Origin of the sequence: Thauera sp. GDN1, from assembly GCF_029223545.1 — a bacterium.
Classification (GTDB): Bacteria; Pseudomonadota; Gammaproteobacteria; order Burkholderiales; family Rhodocyclaceae; genus Thauera.
In genome coordinates, this window is the sequence record NZ_CP097870.1 from 3,124,743 (window position 1) to 3,145,603 (window position 20,861).

Below are 20,861 nucleotides of genomic sequence, written 5' to 3' on the forward strand. Positions count from 1 at the left end.
CGATGCGGCGCAGCATGGCCGCCTCGGCGCCGGTGTTAAGATCCGGGCGTTTTCCGCCGCGACCGAGGCGCATGCGGCAGGCCCCTTGCGGAGGTGCTCGATGGACGTGCAATTGGGAGAGAACCCGGTCGCGCATGCGATCGCGCAGGCCCTGGTGGAGGGCTTCAACAAGCACTACCGCATCTTCCGCGACACCTCGCGCCGGGCCAAGGAGCTGTTCGAGGCGGCGCACTGGCAGAAGCAGCTCGATGCGGTGCGCGAGCGCGTGCAGTTCTACGACGACCGCGTCGACGAGACCGTGGCGCGCCTGCACGACGAGTTCGACGCCGACGCGCTCGACGACATCACCTGGCAGCAGGTCAAGCTCCAGTTCATCGGCATGCTGATCAACCACCGCCAGCCCGAGCTCGCCGAGACCTTCTTCAACTCGGTCACGACCAGGATCCTGCACCGCAGCTACTTCAACAACGACTACCTGTTCGCGCGCCCGGCGATCTCCACCGAATACATCGAGGCCTATCCGCCGGTGTATTCGAGCTACTACCCGCGCGACCGCGGCCTGCGCACCACCATCCGCCGCATCGTCGAGGACTTCGACTGGCAGCGCAGCTTCGAGGATCTCGATCGCGACGTCGACCTCCTGATGCGCGCCACCCTCGCCCACCTTGGCGAATGGCCGCAGATGGAGGTCAATTGCCAGATCCAGGTGCTGTACTCGGCCTTCTACCGCAACAAGACCGCCTACATCATCGGCAAGACGGTCAACGGCTACCAGGAATACCCGTTCGCGATCGCCGTGCGCCACAACGCACGCGGCCAGCTCTACCTCGACACCGTGCTGCTCGACCCCTGGCGCATCTCGGTGCTGTTCTCGCTGTCGCGCGCCTATTTCCTGGTCGACATGGAGGTGCCCTCGGGCTACGTGCAGTTCCTGCGCTCGGTCATGCCCAACAAGCCGCGGAGCGAGCTGTACACCATGCTCGGCCTGGGCAAGCAGGGCAAGACGATGTTCTTCCGCGACCTGGTGGCCCACCTGCGCCACTCCAACGACCAGTTCATCGTCGCGCCGGGCATCCGCGGGCTGGTGATGCTGGTATTCACGCTGCCGTCCTTCCCCTACGTGTTCAAGGTCATCAAGGACGTGTTCGGCGCCGCGAAGAACATGGACCGCGCCACGGTCAAGCGCAAGTACCTGATGGTCAAGCACGTCGATCGCGTCGGGCGCATGGCGGACACGCTGGAGTTCTCCTACGCCGCGCTGCCGCTGTCGCGCTTCCACCCCGAGCTGCTGGAGGAGCTGCGCACGCTGGCGCCGTCAGCGTTCGAGATCGACGCCGACAAGCTGATCATCAAGCACCTGTACATCGAGCGCCGCATGACCCCGCTCAACCTCCACCTCGAGAAGGCCGACGACGCCGAGACCGAGGCCGCGGTCAGGGAATACGGCAACGCCATCCGCGAACTGGCGATCGCCAACATCTTCCCCGGCGACATGCTGTGGAAGAACTTCGGAGTGACGCGCTACGGGCGGGTCGTGTTCTACGACTACGACGAGATCGAGTACATGACCGACATGAACTTCCGCGCCATCCCGCCCGCGCCCTACGAGGAGATGGAGCTGGCGGCCGAGCCGTGGTACTCGGCGGGGCCGATGGACGTGTTCCCGGAGGAGTTCGCCACCTTCCTGCTCGGCGTGCCGCGGGTGCGCAAGGCCTTCCTCAGGTACCACCGCGACCTGCTCTCGCCCGGCTTCTGGCAGCAGGCGCAGCAACGCATCCGTGAGGGCTACGTGGAGGACTTCTTCCCCTATCCGGAGGAGCTGCGCTTCTGCAATCTGTTCCCGCAAGCCGCAAGCACGGGCGCGCCCTGAAACGGCGAGGCCCGCCACCATGCTCGACACATGGCGGCGGGCCTCATCGACACGCAGACCGCAGGCTCAGATCGCGACGCCCGGGTTGCCGTCCATGCCCTTGAGCGTCGGCAGGTTGAGCGTGCGCTGGGTGATCACCTTCTGGCTGCGCAGGTAGTTGGCGACCACGTCCCACACCGCCGGACCGGAGTCCTTCGCCTCTTCCGACACCGGCGCCCAACCGGCGACCTTGTAGGTCTTGTTCGGCTCGATGCGCTTGCCCTTGAGCATCATGTTGTCGATGCGCCTGCCCATCGCGGCGTTGGGATCGCAGGTGTACTGCAGGCCGCCCACGCGCACCATGTCGCCGCCCTGCTGGTAATAGGGATCGGGGTTGAACAGGTTGTCGGCCACGTCCTCGAGCACGGTCTTGATCATCTCGCCGCTCATCTCGGTGAGCGTGGTCCACGGATAGGTGATCGCGGTCTGGTCGAGCAGATGCTCCATGGTGATGGTGTCGCCCGGCAGCAGCGAGGTGCCCCAGCGGAAGCCGGGCGAGAAGGCGATCTCGGCGTCCTTCTCGGCGATCAGCGCATCGACGATGAGCTGGTCCCACGAGCCGTTGAAGTTGCCGCGGCGATACAGCAGGCCCTCGGTGACGGCGAGCTTCTCGGTGAGCTTCTCGAGGAAGGGGGCGCGCGTCCTGTCGATGAAGGCGGCCATCTCCGGGTCGGCGGGCAGCAGGTTGGAGAACACCGGCAGCAGCTTGTAGCGGAAATCCGCCACCTTGCCGTTCCTGACCTCGAAGTCCATCACGCCGAGGAACTTGCCGTTGGAACCGGCGTTGGTCACCAGGGTCTTGCCGCCGGCGTTCTCGACCACCGTCGGCGCAGGCATGCCGTCGTGGGTATGGCCGCCGAAGATGGCGTCGATGCCGGTGACGCGGCTGGCCATCTTGAGGTCGACGTCCATGCCGTTGTGCGACAGCACGACCACGACCTGGGCGCCCTCGGCGCGCGCGGCGTCCACCGCCTGCTGCATCTCCTCGTCGCGGATGCCGAAGCTCCAGTCCGGGGTCTGCCAGCGCGGGTTGGCGATCGGGGTGTAGGGGAAGGCCTGGCCGACGATGGCGACCGGCACGCCGTTGATGTTCTTGATGACGTAGGGCTTGAAGACCGGATCCTCGAAGTCGGTGGTCTTCACGTTCTGGGCGACGATGTCGATCTTGCCCGCGAAGTCCTTCTCCTCGATCTCCTTGACGCGGTCGGCGCCGTAGCTCGACTCCCAGTGCAGGGTCATGACGTCCACGCCGAGCAGCTTGCAGGCATCGACCATGTCCTGGGCGTTGGTCCACAGCGCGGTACCCGATCCCTGCCAGGTGTCGCCGCCGTCGAGCAGCAGCGCGCCGGGACGGCTGGCCTTCATCTTCTTGACCAGGGTGGACAGGTGGGCGAAGCCGCCGACCTTGCCGTAGGTCTTCGCCGCCTCGACGAAGTCGAGATAGGTGAAGGCGTGCGCCTCGAGACTGCCCGGCCTGATGCCGAAGTGCTTGAGGAAGCCGTCGCCGACGATGTGCGGCGCGTTGCCGCGCATGCTGCCGACGCCGAGGTTGACGTTGGGCTCGCGGAAGTAGATCGGCAGCAACTGCGCATGGCAGTCGGTCATGTGCAGCAGGCTGACGTTGCCGAAGGGCGGCAGGTCGTAGAGCGCCTCGGCGGCCTTCTCGGCGCGGGCGAAGTTCGAGTGCAGCGTCATGCCACCGGCCGCCGCAACGGCAAGCATCTGCATGAATTCACGACGATTCATCGACATGGGAAAACCCTTTGCATGAACGGGAGCGCGGACGTGGCAGACCCTCCCTGCCGCACTCGGGATGAAACAAGGGCCCGGGGCCGAGGCCGCGGGCCCGTGTGGACCGCCTTCAGGCGGGACTTACTGGTTGACCGGGGAGGCGGGATCGAACAGGTAGGCCATCACGTGGCGGATCTGCTCTTCGGTGAGGATGCCCCCGAAGCCGTTGCGCGGCATGTCGCTGCACGCGTTGTAGGCCTTGGAGTTCCACAGCTTGCCCCAGGTGTACTTCACGACCTCTTCCGAGTTGCCGCGCAGCTTGGCATAGCCCTCGAGGCTGGGGCCGATGGTGCCTTCGGAGACTTCCTTCGGGTCCATCGCATGGCAGTTGTAGCAGCCGCCGCCGTTGTTGTCGGGCGTCTTGTCGGTCCAGGTCAGGCCGCGACCGCTGATCGCGATCTTCTGCCCTTCCTTCCAGTCGCCACCGGTGAAGTTGCCGTCGGCCGGCCACTTGATCGTGGCCATTTCCGCGGCCTCGAGCTTCTTCATGGTTTCGGCGTCGGGCGGCGTCAGGCCGGAGCAGGCCTTCTGGACCGCGTCCTGCTTCTGGCGATCGATGCTGGCGATGCCGTTGGCCTTGAACGAGCTCACCATCATCTGCTCGACCTTGGTCTGCAGTTCGTCGGCCTGTGCGACGGAGACACCCAGCGCGAGCGGCAGGGCAAGGAACAGTTTCTTCATGTGGTCTTCTCCCTCAGCGCTTCACGCCCGGCCACTGGGCCTCGGCACCGTTGCCCTTGCCTGCCATGAACACCGACAAGGCGATCGTCACATCCGACCCGAACACCGGCTCGGCCGTGCGCTGCTGGCGGAAGCAATCCCACAGGCGATGCTGCATGGTCCAGAACTGGGAGTTCGACACGCGATAGGCCGGCCACGAGCCCCAGCCTGCCGCCGCGCCTTCGGGCTTGGTGATGTTGGGCAGCTGGGTGGCGCGGATGCGCTTGTCGTCCTGGCTGTGGCAGGACGAACAGGCGAAGTCCATGGCCCCGGTGCGGTAATGGAAGACGCGCTCGCCCATGTCGTACATCTCCTTCACCTTGGGATGCGACAGGTCGACCGCGATCGGCTTGCCCTTGGAGTGCGTGACCACGTAGGCCACCAGCGCCGCGAGCTTGGCGCGCTCGCCCTTGCCGAAGCTGCCGCCGATGATCTCCGCCGACGGAATGCCCTGCTGGGTTTCCATGCAGTGCATCAGGCGGGATTCGAGGTCCTGCACCTTGTCGGTGTCGGCGAAATGGCGCGGCAGCTGCGCGGCCGCCCCTTCGACGACGCCCGGCCCGAGGCCGAGGTCGCACTGCTCGAGCGTGGCGTTCTTAGGGCCGCGCGCGGTGCGCCACAGCTCCTCGCCTTCCATCTCGAACAGCTCGGCCGGGTTGCCGTCGGCGAGCATCTCGCGATAGGCGTCGAAGTTGAGCTCATCGTCCGCCGCGGTCGCCAGCGGAGCGGTCAGCGCGATCGCGGCGCCGAGCGCGGTGAGCAGTAGTTGTTTTTTCATCGTCTCTCCTCCAGGGGGTCGCGTCCCTGCTGCCTGCGTTCATGGGATGTCGACACATCCCGCATCCTTCGTCCGCTCCGGCCCGGGTCCGCGACACGAGCCGGAGCGCGGCGTCAGGCGATCTGGACTTCGTCGGTACGGGTGTCGCCCTTGTTGTCCACCCAGCTCACCACGAGCTTGTCGCCCTTTGCGCCGCCGTTGAACTTGAAGGCGAGGTAGGGGTTGGTGGACACGGAGGGGCCGAACTCGGCGCTGAGCACGAGCTTGTCGTTGTGCTTGGCGGTCAGCTCGGTGATGAAGTGGGCCGGGATCACCGCGCCGGCGGAATCCTTGCGCTGGCCGGTTTCCATGACGTGGGACATCAGCACGCGGACTTCGGTGACGCCATCCTTGGCGGCGGCGCGAATGCGCATCGGGCTTGCCATAGTGTTTATCTCCTTGATCTTGTTGCCGGATCAGCCGCCGCAGCCGCCGAGGGTGACCTTGACTTCCTTCTTGGCCATGTAGAACTTGCCGTCGGCCTTGACCATCGCATAGACGTCGGAGGTCTGGCCCATCTTCACCCGCGTCTGCACGTCGGCGACGGTGCCTTCGGGCAGGTTGAAGGTGGCGGCGACCATGTTCGGGTTCTTCTCGATCATGATCACGATCTGCTCGGTCTTGGGCAGCTTGCTGACCACGCCCACCGGCACCACGGCGCCGTTTTCGGCGATGTCCGGCGCGGTGATCACCACGTCGGCGCTCTCGGCCGGCTTGCCGGCACTGAAGGCGGCGAACGCGGCGTCCATGTTCTTGGCCTCGAACGCGGTCTGGTTCCAGGCCGCATTCGCCATTTCCGGCTTGATCATGCCGGCCGCAGCCAGCAGACCGAGCACGCCCAGGCCGCCGCCGGCTTTCAGGGTATCCCTGCGTTGATGGTTCATCCCGTCTCTCCTTGTTTAGGTGTTACTGCGCTTTCGCGCCTTCCAGAATCCACTTGACGAGTTGCGCGAGTTCCTCGTCCTTTAGGTGGCCTTGCGGCGGCATCGGCACCGCGCCCCAGACCCCCTGACCACCGGCCTTCACCTTGGCGATGAGTCCGGCTTCGGCATCCGCCTGCCCCTGATACTTTTGTGCAATTTCATTGTACCCGGGGCCGACGAGCTTGTTCGCCACGCCGTGGCAGGCCATGCAGCCCTTGGCGTTGGCGAGGGCGAGCGTCGCCGCGGCGCCCGCGGCCGGCTGCGCAGCCGCGGCCTCGGCCGGCGCACCCGTCGGCTTGCCGCGGGTCTGGCCGACCGGACGGTTCTGCTCGGCGAGGTTGCCATGGGCGTCCTGCGCGTAGTCGGGCAGCGCCGACGCGATCTCCACTTCCTTCTTGCAGTCCTTCATGCACGCCACGTTCTTGACGTCGGGCGTGCCGCCGTTGCCGATGCCGCCCTTGGCCTGCGACGCGCCCGGCCACATGCCGTGGTCGGTGGTCATGCCGTTGCGGTTGGGCATGCGCGCCTGAACCTCCTGGATGTTCTCGTCGCTCAGCTCGAAATCGGCCGGGACGACCTCCGCCAGGTTCAGAAGGTAGGCGAGGATCGCATAAACCTCGTCGGGTTTCAGCGATTTTGGCGCCGTCCAGGGCATCGCGCGCTGGATGTAGTCGAACAGGGTCGACACCGTCGGCACCTTCATCAGCGTCGTGCGCTGGGGGAAGGATCCGGTCACCAGCGCCGCCACCCGGCCGGTCTCGATGTCCTTCTGCGTGGTGCCACCGACGAGCGGCGTGAACACCTCGTTGGATTCGCCGAACACGCCGTGACAGCTGGCGCAGTGCGTTTCCCACAGCGCCATGCCGTCATCGACATTGCCCCTGCCCTTGGGCAGGCCGGCGAAATCCGGACGCACGTCGATGTCCCAGGCCTTCACCTCGGCAGGCGTGGCTTCGCGACCGACGCCGGGATAGCGCTCCCAGGCCGCGGCCGAGGTCGCTGCGCCGGCGACGAGCAGCGCGATCAGCGTCTTAGAGAACCTGGACATTGCTCACCTCCCCGGACTCGACCACCTTCCAGGACTGGATGGCGTTGTTGTGATAGATGGACTTGGTGCCACGCGCGGCGCGCAGCTGGCCGTAGGTGGGCTGCACGTAACCGGTCTCGTCGACCGCACGCGACTGCAGGATCGCCGGCTTGCCGTCCCACACCCAGTCGATGTTGAAGCGTGTCACCGCCTTCGACAGCACCGGAGTCTCCAGGCGTGCCTGACGCCAGTTGATGCCGCCGTCGGTCGACACATCGACCCGGGTGACCTTGCCGCGGCCCGACCAGGCCATGCCGGAGATGTTGTAGAAGCCCTTGTCGAGCAGCAGCTGTCCGCCCGAAGGGGTGGTGATGACCGACTTGCACTCCTGGATCGAGGTGTATTGACGGTGCTGGCCATCGGGCATGAGGTCCATGTAATGAACGGCCTCGTCCTTGGCGCCCCAGGGCTTGTCACCCACCTCGATGCGGCGCAGCCACTTCACCCAGCTCACCCCCTGCACGCCCGGCACCACCAGGCGCAGCGGGTAGCCGTTCTCGGGGCGCAGCATCTCGCCGTTCATGCCGTAGGCCACCAGCACCTCGCCCGATTCGATCATCTCCATCGGGATGGTGCGCGTCATCGACGAACCGTCGGCGCCTTCGGCGAGCACGAAGCGGCCCTTCTTGTAGTCCGCGCCGCACATGTCGAGGATGTCCTTCAACGGCACGCCGGTGAATTCGGAACAGGACAGCATGCCGTGCGAGTACTGCACGGTGGGCACCGCGACGTTGCCCCACTCCATGCCGGTGTTGGCGCCGCACTCGATGAAGTGGATGCGCGACACCGAGGGCAGACGCATCAGGTCGTCCATGGTGAACACGGCGTTGGTCTTGACCATGCCGTTGATCATCAGGCGGTGCTTCGACGGATCGACGTCGTGCCAGCCCTGGTGGTGGCGCTCGAAGTGCAGGCCCGAGGGCGTGATGATGCCGAACAGGCCCTGCAGCGGCGTGAACGCCACCGACGAGCCGCCGACCCGGGTCAGGCCCGGGCTCTCGCGGCGCTGCAGGCCGCGCTCGTATTTCGACGGCATGCCGTACGGGTTCGCAGCGACCGGCAGGCCGAGCGTGGTGGACCACTGCGGCAGTTCCAGGATCGCAGGATCCCCCTCCACCGCGGCGCGCGCAACCGCAGGGGCGGCCATCGCCGCCGAAGCGGTCAGGAACGCCTTGCGCAGGAAATCCCGCCGTCCATCCTTGACCGCGGCGATCTGCTCGTCGGTCAGGAAGTTTTCCGGCGCCGGCCTGACCCGGCCGGGCCGGGCATCGATCATCGCCATGCCTTGTCTCCCCTCTTTACTTTCAAAGCACAAAAAAATCAGTCTTCGTGATCCGCATCGTCGTCGTGCTTCAGCAACCCGGTCTCGGGTGCGCTGAGGTGCTCGCGGGATGCGATGCGCACGCACACGGTCCGGCACAGTTCGGTGAAGTTCGGATCGACCAGGCGGTAGATCACCTGCGCCCCGTCCCGCCGCCGCCCGACAACGCCCGCGCGGTACAACATGTTCAGATGCCGCGAGGCGTTGGCCTGGTTCAGCCCGGACGCCTCCACCACCTCGTTCACCGAGCGCTCGCCATCGCACAGGCAGTGCATGATCTTCAGGCGCGAAGGCTCGGAAAGCAGGCTGAAATACTCGGCAGCGCTTTCGAAGACCTTCTCCAGCTCGTCCATATCAGCCCCTTTGATCCGCTCATTTTTGATCTGAATCAAATCTAAAACTATAGAATCATATAGTCAAGCACTAATATTTGTGCCCTGCAGCAACCTGCATGCCAACAGGAAGTCGGATCGGACGGAAGCACGGCGCAGGGTCGTTTGCGCCCCATGCGCGGGCTATACTCGTGCCCTGCATCGGTCGCAGAGATTCCGGACGACTCCCTCGGTGCGCGTCCACGTCCCTTCGCCACATCCAGGAAGAGGAGCACAACAGTGAAGCTGAACATCGCCATCGCCGCGTTCGGCATCGCCGGCCTCGTCGGCGCCGCCCACGCGCAGGACCCCAATCTCGCGCGCAACCTCGCGGCGACCTGCGCCAACTGTCACGGGACCAACGGCAAGAGCCTGGGCGGCATGGAGTCGCTCGCCGGCGAGCCGAAGGAAAAGCTGCTGCAGAAGCTCGCCGACTACCGTTCGGGCGACAAGCCGGCGACGATCATGCACCAGATCGTCGTCGGCTATACCGACGAGCAGCTCGACCTGATCACCACCTGGTTCGCCGCACAGAAATGACGACGGAGACGAGCAAGATGCTGAATCGACGCGATTTCCTCAAATCGGCGGCGGTCGCCGCGGCCGGCACCGGCGCCCTCCCCGGCCTCATCGGCAACGCCATGGCCGCCACTGCGAAGGCGCGCCACCACGTCGTCATCGTCGGCGGCGGCTACGGCGGCGCCACCGCGGCCAAGTACCTGCGCATGTGGGGCAAGGGCGCGGTGGACGTCACGCTGATCGAGCGCAACACCAGCTTCGTGTCCTGCCCGATCTCCAACCTCGTCATCGGCGGCGTCAAGCAGATCGAGGACATCACGGTCAGCTACGACAACCTGAAGTCGAAGTGGGGGGTGAAGCTGATCACCGACGAGGCGACCGCGATCGACCTCGACAAGAAGACCGTCACCACCGCCAAGCACGGGGCGATCGCTTGGGATCGCCTGATCCTGTCGCCCGGCATCGATCTGCTGCCCGGCCGCATCGGCGGACTGGAAGGCAACCAGGAACGCATCCCGCACGCGTGGAAGGCCGGGCCGCAGACCGTGCTGCTGCGCAAGCAGCTCGAGGCCATGCCCGACGGCGGCGTGTTCGCGATGCACATCCCGCGCGCGCCCTACCGCTGCCCGCCCGGCCCCTACGAGCGCGCCTGCCTGGTCGCCAACTACCTGCGCGAAGCCAAGCCGAAGTCGAAGGTGCTGGTGCTCGATGCCAACGGCGAGATCCAGTCGAAGAAGGCCCTGTTCACCCAGGCCTTCGAGCGCTACGGTGCGCTGATCGAATACGTGCCCAACAGCGCGCTGCAGAGCGTGGACGCCACCACGCTGACCGCCGAGCTCGAGTTCGACTCGATCAAGGCCGACGTGCTGAACGTGATCCCGCCGATGCGTGCCGGCAACATCGCGGCCACCACCGGCCTGCCGCTGGTCAACGACGCCTGGGTCGACGTCGACTGGCTGACGCTCGAGGCCAAGGGCCTGCCCGGCGTGCACGTCCTCGGCGACGCGCTGTTCCCCGCGCCGGCGATGCCGAAGTCGGGCCACATGGCGAACCAGCACGCCAAGGTGGCCGCGGCCGCGATCCTCAACCTGTTCGAAGGCCTGCCGCCCAACCCGACGCCGGTGGTCATGAACACCTGCTACAGCTTCGTGGACAGCAAGAACGTGATCCACGTCGCCTCGGTGCACCAGTTCGACGCCGCGAAGAAGCAGCCGATGCCGGTCGAGGGCGCGGGCGGGGTGTCGGCGATGGCCAACGACCTCGAAGGCAAGTCCGCGCTGGCCTGGGCGCGCAACATCTGGGCCGACATGCTGGCCTGATCCGCATCGCCAGGCCATGAAAAACGGGGTCCTTGCGACCCCGTTTCCCTTTCTTCCCGCGGGACATGCCCCACGAGTCGATGCGGTCGAAGCTGCCGTCAGTCGAGCGTGCTGATGTAGAGCGCGACCGCCTTGACCTCGAGCTCGGAGAGCTTGGAGGCGATCGAGTGCATGATCTCGTTGTCGTTGGTGCGCGCGCGGGTGTTGAAGGACTTCAGCTGCGCCTCGATGTAGCGCGGCACCTGCCCGGCCAGGCGCGGCAACTGCTCGGTACCGAGGCCCTTGTCGCCATGACAGCCGGCGCAGGCCGCCACACCCGAATACTCGTTGCCGCGATGGAAGACGAAACGGCCGACTGCGGCCAGCTCCGCGTCGCGCGCCTCGCGCGGCTTGGTGGGCTTCTGCTCGAAATAGACGCCGAGTGCGACCATCTCCTCCGGAGTCAGGTCCTGCGCCATGCCGTTCATGGTGTCGCTCTTGCGCCGGCCAGACTTGAAGTCCCCGAGCTGCTTGGCGATGTACTGATGATGCTGCCCGGCCAGGCGCGGATACAGCGGCGACGAGCTGTCGCCGTCCGGCCCGTGACACAGCGCACAGCGCCCGCCGCTGATCTCGGCAGCGCGTGCCAGATCGACCTTCGGCAGTTCCGCCGCGGCGGCAACCAGGGGCAGGCCGAAGCCCGCCGCACACAGCAGGATCAGTCTGTTCCAAGCCTTCATCTACACCTCCCGTTCGCGCTGGCGCGTATCGTCAATCGTCATCACCCAGCGCGGGATTATAGGAATCCTCGCCTGGCCTGAACAGGATCCAGCCTCGGGCGACGACCCCGCGCACACCGTCGGTGCGCGCGCGCAGCCGCTCAGCCCCCGTCCGCCCAGCCGAGCTCCAGCACCCAGGGCGGATCGCCCGCCTCCAGCGCGGCCCGGACATAGGCCACCGTATCCGCCGGCAACGCGCGGCGATCGTGCCACTCCAGACGGTCGCACTTGGCGGGCTCGAGGATGCGCGGCTCGCCCGCGAAGCGTTCGGCACGGACGAAGAAGTCGATGCGATTGGTATCCGACCGCCGATGCACGACGCCCATGAACACCAGGTCCGACGACTCCACCTCCAGCCCCGTTTCCTCGCGCAGTTCGCGCCGCGCCGCCATCCGCACCGATTCGCCCGGTTCCACATGCCCGCCCGGCAGGCTGTACAGCCCGTCGAAGAAGCCGGTGCCCGCCCGCCGCATCAACAGCAGCCGGCCGTCGCGCTCGCACAGCACATGCACGCCGGTCGGGATGCCGACATGCATCAGTGCTTGCCCGTGCTGCCGAACCCGTCCGCACCGCGCGTGCTCGCGTCGAAGCTGTCCACGAGGTTGAAGCCGACCTGCAGCACCGGCACCACCACCAGTTGCGCGATGCGCTCCATCGGCTGGATGGTGAAGCTCGCCCGCCCCCGGTTCCACACCGACACGAAGATCTGGCCCTGGTAGTCGGAGTCGATCAGGCCGACCAGATTGCCCAGCACGATGCCATGCTTGTGGCCCAGACCCGAGCGCGGGAGCACCATCGCCGCCAGCCCGGGGTCGGCCAGATGGATGGCCAGGCCGCTCGGGATCAGCGTGGTCTCGCCAGGGTGAAGCGTGATCGGTCCCGGCAGGCAGGCGCGCAGGTCCAGCCCGGCAGCGCCCTCGGTGGCATAGGCCGGCGGATGGGTCTTCAGGCGCTCGTCGAGCAGCCTGACGTCGATTCGGTGCATCTCGGTTCTCCCCGTGCGCCCGCCGCATGGCAGCGGCGGACGACATCATTGCGTTTCGTCCTCGTGCGGCCGGCGCGAATACCGCCGCTCAATCGCCCAGCAGCCGCGCCAGGTGGGCGACGATGCCCTGCGCGACCTCGGCCTTGGGCGCGCGCGGCAAGGGATGGCGACCGGCATCGTCGTACAGGATCACGGTGTTGTCGTCGCCGCCCATGCCGTCGCTGACCAGGTTGCCGACCAGCATGGGCAGGCGCTTGTTGCGCCGCTTGCCCTCGGCATAGGCATCGAGATCGCGGCTTTCCGCGGCGAAGCCGACGCAGAAGGGCGCGTCTTCGCGCGCAGCCACCTCGGCCAGGATGTCCGGATTGGGCGTCAGCGACAGGGTCAGCGTACCCGCGGATTTTTTCAGCTTGTGTTCCGCCGCTTCCAGCGGTCGGTAATCGGCCACCGCCGCCACGCCGATGAACACCTGCGCGCCGGGCAGCGCGTCGAGCACCGCCGCACGCATCTGCAGCGCGCTCGCGACCGGCACGCAGCGCACGTCCGCCGGCACCGGCAGGCTCACCGGCCCGCTGACCAGCACCACCTCCGCCCCGGCCTGCGCGCAGGCCCGCGCCAGCGCATAGCCCATCTTGCCCGAGCTGATGTTGGTGATGCCGCGCACCGGGTCGATCGCCTCGAAGGTCGGCCCCGCGGTCATCACCACCTTGCGCCCGGCGAGCAGCTTGGGCACGAAGAAGCCCTCCAGCCGCTCGAGCAGCTCTTCCGGCTCGAGCATGCGCCCCATGCCGACCTCGCCGCAGGCCTGGTCGCCGGCGGCCGGGCCGAACACCGTGACGCCGTCCGCGCGGATCAGCCCGAGGTTGCGCTGCGTCGGCGGCGCCTCCCACATCTGGCGGTTCATCGCCGGCGCCACGATCAGCGGCACGTCGCGCGCGAGGCACAGCGTGCTCAGCAGGTCGTCCGCCCGCCCCTGCGCCAGGCGGGCGAGGAAATCGGCGGTGGCCGGCGCGACCAGGATGGCGTCGGCGTCACGCCCGAGGTCGATGTGCGCCATGTTGTTCGGCATGCGCGCATCCCACAGGTCGGTCCACACGGTGTTGCCCGACAGCGCCTGGAAGGTGACCGGCGTGATGAAGCGCGCACCGCCCTCGCTCAGCACCACATGCACGTCGGCGCCGGCCTTGACCAGCAGGCGGACCAGCTCCGCCGCCTTGTAGGCCGCGATGCCGCCACTGACTCCGAGAACAATCCTGCGACCCTTCAACACGCTCATGACAATCACTTATACTCGGCAGATGATGCCATTCAAATAAAAGCGCGCACTGCGCGCGCGAGGAGCCCTGCACATCATGGCGATCACCGACTGGCCGGCGGACGAGCGTCCGCGCGAGAAACTGCTTACACGCGGCGCGGCCGCACTTTCGGACGCGGAGCTGCTGGCGATCTTCCTGCGCGTCGGCATCCGCGGCCACAGCGCGGTCGATCTGGCACGCGCCCTGCTGTCACGCTTCGGCAGCCTGACCCACATGTGCAACGCCGGCGCGGACGACTTCGCCGCCGTCCCCGGCATGGGACCGGCCAAGTATGCCCAACTGCAGGCGGTCATGGAACTGTCGCGGCGCGCACTGCGCGAGACCCTGCAGGAGCGGCCGCTGTTCGATGCGCCCCAGGTCGTGCGCGACTGGCTGCGCCTGCACCTCGGCCACCTGCCGCACGAGACCTTCTGCGTGCTGCTGCTCGATGCCCGTCACTGCCTGATCGCAGCTGAGGATCTGTTCCGCGGCACGCTCACGCAGACCTCGGTCTATCCGCGCGAGGTGGTCAAGCTCGCCCTCGCTCACAACGCCGCAGCGGTGATCTTCGCCCACAACCACCCCTCGGGCGCCGCGGAGCCGAGCACCGCCGACGAGATGCTCACCCGCGCCCTGAAGGACGCGCTCAACCTTGTAGACGTGCGCGTACTCGACCACTTCGTGGTGCCGGCACACGGCTCTCCGGTATCATTCGCAGAACGCGGACTGCTTTGAAGCACCGCCGCCGGCCATCGGCCCGACGCGCGAATCGGAGCGCGGGGCTTGCCATGGGCCGGACTCATGCATTATCCTCTTCCGTTTTCCGCAATCAGAATTCCCTGGAGCATCGTATGGCTCGCGTCTGCCAAGTGACCGGTAAAGCACCGATGGTGGGAAATAATGTTTCCCACGCAAACAACAAGACCAAGCGTCGTTTCCTGCCCAACCTGCAGAGCCGCCGCTTCTGGAGCGAAGGCGAGAACCGCTGGATCCGCCTGCGCGTGTCCAACGCCGGTCTGCGCACGATCGACAAGAAAGGCATCGACGTCGTCCTTGCCGAGCTTCGCGCCCGCGGCGAGAAGCTGTAAGCAACCGCACTGAACGGAGAACGCCATGGCCAAGGGCATTCGCGAAAAGATCAAGCTGGAGTCGACCGCAGGCACGGGTCACTTCTACACCACCTCGAAGAACAAGCGCACCACGCCTGAAAAGCTCGAGTTCAACAAGTACGATCCGGTCGCGCGCAAGCACGTGCCGTACAAGGAAGTCAAGCTGAAGTAATCCTGCCGGTCCGGAACCCGAGTCCGGTCACTGGCTGCGACGAGCAGCCAGTCAAGCAGGCAAGGCGCATGTCCTGGTGCGAATCCGGGGCAGAGTGCAGCAGCAATGCTCCAGAAAACGAGAAGGCCATCAGTTCGCTGATGGCCTTCTCGTTTTCTGGAGCCCGATGTGCCTGGAGCACCCTTCTTCACCGTCGCGTGCCGGAGCCGGCGACGCGACGGTCCGCACCGATGGACGTCAGGCGCGCTGGATGTTCGAGGCCTGCTTGCCCTTGGGACCCTGGGTCACCTCGAAGGAGACCTTCTCGCCTTCCTTCAGGCTCTTGAACCCGCTCATGTTGATGGCGGAGAAATGTGCGAACAGGTCCTCGCTTCCATCATCGGGCGTGATGAAACCGAATCCCTTGGAATCGTTGAACCACTTCACGGTACCAGTTGCCATATTGCTTGGATCCTTCAAGGTTGCTTGTTACGCCGCGACAGGGACACTGCCGCAGTGGCTGTGGGCGCTGACCGGGACATGGACCACCTCCGGTAACCCCTCGGGATCAAGCTCGAGCCGGCGCACGCCCTAGCTTTTACGCATTCGCCGATGCAGCGTCAACGACCTTTTTGCGCGCGTTCTTGGCGCACCGCAACACCCGAAGCACATAAAAAGCCACCCACTTTTCCACAATCCCGCCAGCCGCGCGGACTCCGGCCTTTTCTGCAGCGCACGAAGCGCAAACCCATACCGAGTGGCACATTTGCACGTCGATGCACGCGCAAACGGCGCTTCCGGCCCGCTCCACGGTGTGTTGCACTATGCTTCGACTTCATTAGAATGATTTTATGGGCACCAGAAAACAAGACGATCTGGTACTGGAAGCACAGCGGACACGCACCCGGCCGCCACCCCTGTACAAGGTCCTGCTATTGAACGACGACTACACACCGATGGATTTCGTGATCGTCGTGCTGCAGAAATATTTCGGCATGGACCGCGAACGTGCCACGCGGGTCATGCTCCAAGTCCACAGAGAGGGCATGGGGGTATGCGGCGTCTTTCCCAGGGACATCGCCACGACCAAGGTTGAGCAGGTCACCTCGTTTGCTCGTCAGCATCAACATCCGCTGGCATGCGTGATGGAGGAAAACTGAATGATCGCGCAAGAGCTTGAAGTCAGCCTGCACATGGCTTTCGTCGAGGCACGGCAGAAGCGCCACGAGTTCATCACCGTGGAACATCTGCTGCTTGCCCTGCTGGACAATCCTTCCGCCGCCCAGGTGCTGAAGGCCTGCGCCGCCAACATCGACGAACTGCGCCGTGAGCTGACGAACTTCATCGACGAACACACGCCGCGCATCGAAGGCACGGACGAGATCGACACCCAGCCCACGCTGGGTTTCCAGCGCGTGATCCAGCGCGCGATCCTGCACGTGCAGTCCTCGGGCAAGAAGGAGGTCACCGGCGCCAACGTGCTGGTGGCGATCTTCGGCGAAAAGGATTCGCATGCGGTGTATTTCCTGCAGAAGCAGAACATCTCGCGCCTGGACGTGGTGAACTTCATCTCGCACGGCATCGCCAAGGCACCGCCGCAGGGCGCCGCTCCGCAGGGCCGCAACGAATCCGAACAGGGCGAGCAGGAGCAGGAAGAGAAGCAGTCCGGCGGCGCACTCGAGAGCTACACCCAGAACCTCAACCAGCAGGCGCTGGTGGGCAAGATCGACCCGCTGATCGGCCGCGAGAAGGAGGTCGAGCGCGTCATCCAGACCCTGTGCCGCCGGCGCAAGAACAATCCGCTGCTGGTCGGCGAGGCCGGCGTCGGCAAGACCGCGATCGCCGAAGGCCTGGCGCGGCGCATCGTCGAGGGCCGCGTGCCCGAGATCCTGGAGAACGCCCAGGTGTTCGCACTCGACATGGGCGCGCTGCTCGCCGGCACCAAGTACCGCGGCGACTTCGAGCAGCGCCTCAAGGCGGTGTTGAAGCAGCTCATCGAGAACCCGAACGCGATCCTGTTCATCGACGAGATCCACACCCTGATCGGTGCCGGTGCGGCCTCGGGCGGCACGCTCGACGCCTCCAACCTGCTCAAGCCGGCGCTGTCCTCCGGCCAGCTGAAGTGCATCGGTGCGACCACCTACAACGAGTTCCGCCAGATCTTCGAGAAGGATCACGCGCTCTCGAGGCGCTTCCAGAAGATCGACGTGGTCGAGCCCTCGGTGGCCGAGACGGTGGAGATCCTCAAAGGCCTGAAGAGCCGTTTCGAGGAGCACCACGGCATCAGGTACAGCAACTCGGCGCTGTCCAGCGCCGCCGAGCTGTCGGCCAAGTACATCAACGACCGCCACCTGCCGGACAAGGCGATCGACGTCATCGACGAGGCCGGCGCAGCGCAGCGCATCCTGCCCAAGTCGAAGCAGAAGAAGACCATCGGCCGCAACGAGATCGAGGAGATCGTCGCCAAGATCGCCCGCATCCCGCCGCGCACCGTGTCCAACGACGACAAGGCCGCGCTGAAGACGCTCGAGCGCGACCTGAAGAACGTGGTGTTCGGCCAGAATGCGGCGATCGAGGCGCTCGCCAAGGCGATCAAGATGTCGCGCTCCGGCCTCGGCAACCCGCAGAAGCCGATCGGCTCCTTCCTGTTCTCCGGCCCCACCGGCGTCGGCAAGACCGAAGTCGCGCGCCAGCTCGCCTACACGCTGGGCATCGAGCTGGTGCGCTTCGACATGTCCGAGTACATGGAGCGCCATGCGGTGAGCCGTCTGATCGGCGCGCCGCCGGGCTATGTCGGCTTCGACCAGGGCGGGCTGCTGACCGAGCAGATCACCAAGAAGCCGCACTGCGTGTTGCTGCTCGACGAGATCGAGAAGGCGCATCCGGACATCTACAACATCCTGCTGCAGGTCATGGACCACGGCACCCTGACCGACAACAACGGCCGCCAGGCGGATTTCCGCAACGTGATCATCATCATGACCACCAACGCGGGCGCCGAGTCGATGCAGAAGTCGGTGATCGGCTTCTCGGCCAAGCGCGAGCCGGGTGACGAGATGGCGGACATCAAGCGCCTGTTCACGCCCGAGTTCCGCAACCGCCTGGATGCGATGATCTCGTTCAAGGCGCTCGACAACGACGTCATCCTGCGCGTGGTCGACAAGTTCCTGATGCAGCTCGAAGCCCAGCTGCACGAGAAGAAGGTCGAGGCCCACTTCAGCGACGATCTCAAGGCCTGGCTGGCCGAGAAGGGCTTCGACCCGCTGATGGGCGCGCGCCCGATGGCACGCCTGATCCAGGACACCATCCGCTCCGCGCTCGCCGACGAGCTGCTGTTCGGCCGCCTGGTCAATGGCGGCAAGGTGACCATCGATCTCGACGACGACGACAAGGTGAAGCTGGTGTTCGAGGAAACCGAGACCGCAACCGCCTGATCGACCGTCGCCGGACGGCTTCCGGCGCACACGGGAAACGGCATGTCCGCAAGACGGGACATGCCGTTTTTCATTGCGGCCACGCGTCCGCCGGCTCACCCGCCGTGGGCGCGCCGGCGGCGCGGTCGTTTATCATGCCGCCTCCCGCGCCGCCCTTACGGCGCATCAAGTTCATCGAGGAGACGCCATGACCATCCAGACCGCCGACCTGTGCGACGCTCATGAAGACAAACTCGCCGTCGTCGCCCCCATGTTCGCCAGCTACGGCGGACGCCCGGCCTTCGGCGGGCCGATCTCGACGCTGAAAATCTTCGAGGACAACTCCTTCGTGCGCAAGGCGCTGGAAAGCGCCGGCAGGGGCCGTGTGCTGGTGATCGACGGCGGCGCCTCGATGCGCTGCGCCCTGGTCGGCGACCAGCTCGCCGAGCTCGCCGTCAGGAACGGCTGGGCCGGCATCGTCGTCTACGGCTGCATCCGCGACTCGAAGGCGATCGGCGAGATGGACCTCGGCGTGTTCGCGCTCGGGACCCACCCGAAGAAGACGGTCAAGCGCAACGTCGGCGAGGTCGACGTGCCGCTCGCCTTCGGTGGCGTCACCTTCCACCCCGGCCACTACCTCTATGCCGACGAGGATGGCGTGGTGGTGAGTGCGACAGCCCTGCTCTGACGAGCCACCGGCATCCCGCCGCACCGATTCACTGCCCGCGGCGGGAGGCCCAAGCACGGCAGCCCATGTCCAGGTGCAATGCAGCACACCCGCGACCCGATGTCGTTTCACAAAGCTCGATCGCGTTTCGCATCACAAAAACAAGAACGCAAGCCATTGTTTTAACGTCATAAGATTTTTTCTTATATCTTATATAAGACATCTTGCTGCTATGCGGAATGCCCCCTATACTTCCTTCCCATCTGCAGCGCCTTTCTCCCTCGAAGAAGCTGCAGCGGAACACCGCGACGGACGCCTGAGCCAGCCGCGATGGTTGACACCCTTCTGCATTGAAAAGGACGAATCATGACCCTGACCCGCGAACAGCAAATCGCCGCTCTGGAAAAAGACTGGGCCGAGAATCCCCGTTGGAAAGGCATCAAGCGTGGTTACTCCGCCGCTGACGTGGTTCGCCTGCGTGGCAGCCTGCAGCCCGAGTACACCCTGGCTCAGCGCGGCGCCAAGCTGCTGTGGGAGCGTGTCAACGGCGGCGCCAAGAAGGGTTATGTGAACGCCTTCGGCGCGATCACCGCCGGTCAGGCGATGCAGCAGGCCAAGGCCGGCCTGGAAGCGGTGTATCTGTCCGGCTGGCAGGTCGCCGCCGACGGCAACACCTCCGAGACCATGTACCCCGACCAGTCGCTGTACGCCTACGACTCGGTGCCGACCATGGTGCGCCGCATCAACAACACCTTCAAGCGCGCCGACGAGATCCAGTGGTCGCGCGGCATCAACCCGGGCGACAAGGAATTCATCGACTACTTCCTGCCCATCGTCGCCGACGCCGAGGCCGGTTTCGGTGGCGTGCTGAACGCCTTCGAGCTGATGAAGAACATGATCGCCGCCGGTGCCGCCGGTGTGCACTTCGAAGACCAGCTGGCTGCCGTGAAGAAGTGCGGCCACATGGGTGGCAAGGTGCTGGTTCCGACCCAGGAAGCGATCGAGAAGCTGATCTCGGCCCGCTTCGCCTCCGACGTCATGGGCGTTCCGACGCTGATCCTCGCCCGGACCGACGCCGAAGCCGCCAACCTGCTGACCTCGGACCACGACGCCAACGACAAGCCGTTCTGCACCGGCGAGCGTACCCAGGAAGGCTTCTACCGCGTCAAGAACGGCCTCGAGCAGGCCATCAGCCGCGGTGTCGCCTACGCCCCCTACGCCGATCTGGTGTGGTGCGAGACCGGCACGCCCGACCTCGGCTTCGCCCGCGAGTTCGCGCAGGCCGTGCATGCAGCCTGCCCGGGCAAGCTGCTGTCGTACAACTGCTCGCCGTCCTTCAACTGGAAGAAGAACCTCGACGACGCCACCATCGCCAGGTTCCAGGACGAGCTGTCGGCGCTGGGTTACAAGTACCAGTTCATCACCCTGGCCGGCATCCACATCAACTGGTTCAACACCTTCAAGTTCGCCCACGCCTACGCCCGCGGCGAAGGCATGAAGCACTACACCGAGATGGTGCAGGAACCGGAATTCGCCGCGCGCGAGCAGGGCTACACCTTCGTGTCGCACCAGCAGGAAGTCGGCGCCGGCTACTTCGACGACGTGACCACCGTGATCCAGGGCGGCTCGTCCTCGGTGAAGGCCCTGACCGGTTCGACCGAAGAAGAGCAGTTCCACTAAGAGACTGCGTCCCCCGACAACAGGGG

23 protein-coding genes are annotated in these 20,861 nt (G+C 65.7%); 10 read left to right on the top strand and 13 right to left on the bottom strand.

The window, feature by feature from the left end; translation table 11 throughout:
* Positions 1 to 100: 100 nt before the first annotated feature.
* A complete protein-coding gene (aceK, locus tag CKCBHOJB_RS14365) occupies positions 101 to 1,870 on the top strand; it encodes a bifunctional isocitrate dehydrogenase kinase/phosphatase (RefSeq protein ID WP_281049344.1) in 1,770 nt (589 codons plus the stop codon).
* Between the two features lie 66 nt (positions 1,871 to 1,936).
* Here the strand turns inward: aceK and soxB are convergent, their stop codons facing one another.
* From soxB to CKCBHOJB_RS14405, 8 genes are all read right to left on the bottom strand, one after another.
* Complete coding sequence (soxB, locus tag CKCBHOJB_RS14370; protein ID WP_281049345.1) at positions 1,937 to 3,661, bottom strand: thiosulfohydrolase SoxB; 1,725 nt, start codon at positions 3,659 to 3,661, stop codon at positions 1,937 to 1,939.
* Positions 3,662 to 3,781: 120 nt separating this feature from the next.
* Positions 3,782 to 4,381, bottom strand: coding sequence for a sulfur oxidation c-type cytochrome SoxX (soxX, locus tag CKCBHOJB_RS14375; RefSeq protein WP_281049346.1), 600 nt, complete (start codon positions 4,379 to 4,381; stop codon positions 3,782 to 3,784).
* A 13-nt stretch (positions 4,382 to 4,394) separates the two neighbouring features.
* Positions 4,395 to 5,198, bottom strand: coding sequence for a sulfur oxidation c-type cytochrome SoxA (gene soxA / locus CKCBHOJB_RS14380; protein WP_281049347.1), 804 nt, complete (start codon positions 5,196 to 5,198; stop codon positions 4,395 to 4,397).
* A 113-nt stretch (positions 5,199 to 5,311) separates the two neighbouring features.
* A complete protein-coding gene (gene soxZ / locus CKCBHOJB_RS14385) occupies positions 5,312 to 5,623 on the bottom strand; it encodes a thiosulfate oxidation carrier complex protein SoxZ (RefSeq protein ID WP_281049348.1) in 312 nt (103 codons plus the stop codon).
* A 30-nt stretch (positions 5,624 to 5,653) separates the two neighbouring features.
* Complete coding sequence (gene soxY / locus CKCBHOJB_RS14390; protein ID WP_281049349.1) at positions 5,654 to 6,121, bottom strand: thiosulfate oxidation carrier protein SoxY; 468 nt, start codon at positions 6,119 to 6,121, stop codon at positions 5,654 to 5,656.
* A gap of 22 nt (positions 6,122 to 6,143) precedes the next feature.
* On the bottom strand, positions 6,144 to 7,208 hold the full coding sequence (locus tag CKCBHOJB_RS14395; protein WP_281049350.1) for a c-type cytochrome: 1,065 nt from the start codon (positions 7,206 to 7,208) through the stop codon (positions 6,144 to 6,146).
* Positions 7,192 to 8,529 carry a sulfite dehydrogenase gene (soxC, locus tag CKCBHOJB_RS14400; protein WP_281049351.1) on the bottom strand — a complete coding sequence of 446 codons (1,338 nt, stop codon included), beginning with the start codon at positions 8,527 to 8,529 and terminating at the stop codon, positions 7,192 to 7,194. Before soxC ends, CKCBHOJB_RS14395 begins: the two co-directional genes overlap by 17 nt.
* 38 nt (positions 8,530 to 8,567) lie before the next feature.
* Entirely contained in the window at positions 8,568 to 8,960 is a 393-nt protein-coding gene (locus CKCBHOJB_RS14405) for a metalloregulator ArsR/SmtB family transcription factor (RefSeq protein WP_281049352.1), read from the bottom strand.
* A gap of 219 nt (positions 8,961 to 9,179) precedes the next feature.
* Between CKCBHOJB_RS14405 and CKCBHOJB_RS14410 the strand changes: the two genes are divergently transcribed.
* Together CKCBHOJB_RS14410 and CKCBHOJB_RS14415 are read left to right on the top strand one after the other, a co-directional pair.
* The gene (locus CKCBHOJB_RS14410; RefSeq protein ID WP_281049353.1) at positions 9,180 to 9,479 is read left to right on the top strand and encodes a c-type cytochrome; all 300 of its coding nucleotides are present in this window, start codon (positions 9,180 to 9,182) and stop codon (positions 9,477 to 9,479) included.
* A gap of 17 nt (positions 9,480 to 9,496) precedes the next feature.
* A complete protein-coding gene (locus CKCBHOJB_RS14415) occupies positions 9,497 to 10,777 on the top strand; it encodes an NAD(P)/FAD-dependent oxidoreductase (RefSeq protein WP_281049354.1) in 1,281 nt (426 codons plus the stop codon).
* Positions 10,778 to 10,875: 98 nt separating this feature from the next.
* Here the strand turns inward: CKCBHOJB_RS14415 and CKCBHOJB_RS14420 are convergent, their stop codons facing one another.
* The 4 genes from CKCBHOJB_RS14420 to coaBC all read right to left on the bottom strand — a co-directional run bounded on the left by CKCBHOJB_RS14420 (position 10,876) and on the right by coaBC (position 13,796).
* On the bottom strand, positions 10,876 to 11,496 hold the full coding sequence (locus CKCBHOJB_RS14420; protein ID WP_281049355.1) for a c-type cytochrome: 621 nt from the start codon (positions 11,494 to 11,496) through the stop codon (positions 10,876 to 10,878).
* A gap of 140 nt (positions 11,497 to 11,636) precedes the next feature.
* Positions 11,637 to 12,071 carry an NUDIX domain-containing protein gene (locus CKCBHOJB_RS14425; protein WP_281049356.1) on the bottom strand — a complete coding sequence of 145 codons (435 nt, stop codon included), beginning with the start codon at positions 12,069 to 12,071 and terminating at the stop codon, positions 11,637 to 11,639.
* Complete coding sequence (gene dut, locus CKCBHOJB_RS14430) at positions 12,071 to 12,520, bottom strand: dUTP diphosphatase (RefSeq protein WP_281049357.1); 450 nt, start codon at positions 12,518 to 12,520, stop codon at positions 12,071 to 12,073. Before dut ends, CKCBHOJB_RS14425 begins: the two co-directional genes overlap by 1 nt.
* A gap of 88 nt (positions 12,521 to 12,608) precedes the next feature.
* On the bottom strand, positions 12,609 to 13,796 hold the full coding sequence (coaBC, locus tag CKCBHOJB_RS14435; protein WP_281049358.1) for a bifunctional phosphopantothenoylcysteine decarboxylase/phosphopantothenate--cysteine ligase CoaBC: 1,188 nt from the start codon (positions 13,794 to 13,796) through the stop codon (positions 12,609 to 12,611).
* Positions 13,797 to 13,872: 76 nt separating this feature from the next.
* Here coaBC and radC point away from each other — a divergent pair, with 76 nt between their 5' ends.
* From radC to rpmG, 3 genes are all read left to right on the top strand, one after another.
* Positions 13,873 to 14,550 (top strand): DNA repair protein RadC, encoded by a 678-nt coding sequence (gene radC / locus CKCBHOJB_RS14440; protein WP_281049359.1) that lies wholly within the window; start codon positions 13,873 to 13,875, stop codon positions 14,548 to 14,550.
* 116 nt (positions 14,551 to 14,666) lie between these two features.
* Entirely contained in the window at positions 14,667 to 14,903 is a 237-nt protein-coding gene (gene rpmB / locus CKCBHOJB_RS14445) for a 50S ribosomal protein L28 (RefSeq protein WP_004358811.1), read from the top strand.
* A gap of 25 nt (positions 14,904 to 14,928) precedes the next feature.
* Positions 14,929 to 15,096 carry a 50S ribosomal protein L33 gene (rpmG, locus tag CKCBHOJB_RS14450; protein WP_004258834.1) on the top strand — a complete coding sequence of 56 codons (168 nt, stop codon included), beginning with the start codon at positions 14,929 to 14,931 and terminating at the stop codon, positions 15,094 to 15,096.
* Positions 15,097 to 15,333: 237 nt separating this feature from the next.
* Here the strand turns inward: rpmG and CKCBHOJB_RS14455 are convergent, their stop codons facing one another.
* A complete protein-coding gene (locus CKCBHOJB_RS14455) occupies positions 15,334 to 15,537 on the bottom strand; it encodes a cold-shock protein (protein WP_002924494.1) in 204 nt (67 codons plus the stop codon).
* A 389-nt stretch (positions 15,538 to 15,926) separates the two neighbouring features.
* On the opposite strand from CKCBHOJB_RS14455, the gene clpS reads away from it, so the two are divergent.
* The 4 genes from clpS (at position 15,927) to aceA (ending at position 20,835) form a co-directional block, all read left to right on the top strand.
* Positions 15,927 to 16,235, top strand: a complete 309-nt coding sequence (gene clpS / locus CKCBHOJB_RS14460; RefSeq protein WP_281049360.1) for an ATP-dependent Clp protease adapter ClpS — start codon at positions 15,927 to 15,929, stop codon at positions 16,233 to 16,235.
* A complete protein-coding gene (gene clpA / locus CKCBHOJB_RS14465) occupies positions 16,236 to 18,509 on the top strand; it encodes an ATP-dependent Clp protease ATP-binding subunit ClpA (RefSeq protein WP_281049361.1) in 2,274 nt (757 codons plus the stop codon).
* Between the two features lie 187 nt (positions 18,510 to 18,696).
* The gene (rraA, locus tag CKCBHOJB_RS14470; RefSeq protein WP_281049362.1) at positions 18,697 to 19,176 is read left to right on the top strand and encodes a ribonuclease E activity regulator RraA; all 480 of its coding nucleotides are present in this window, start codon (positions 18,697 to 18,699) and stop codon (positions 19,174 to 19,176) included.
* A 345-nt stretch (positions 19,177 to 19,521) separates the two neighbouring features.
* Positions 19,522 to 20,835, top strand: coding sequence for an isocitrate lyase (aceA, locus tag CKCBHOJB_RS14475; protein WP_281049363.1), 1,314 nt, complete (start codon positions 19,522 to 19,524; stop codon positions 20,833 to 20,835).
* The last annotated feature ends 26 nt before the right edge of the window (positions 20,836 to 20,861 follow it).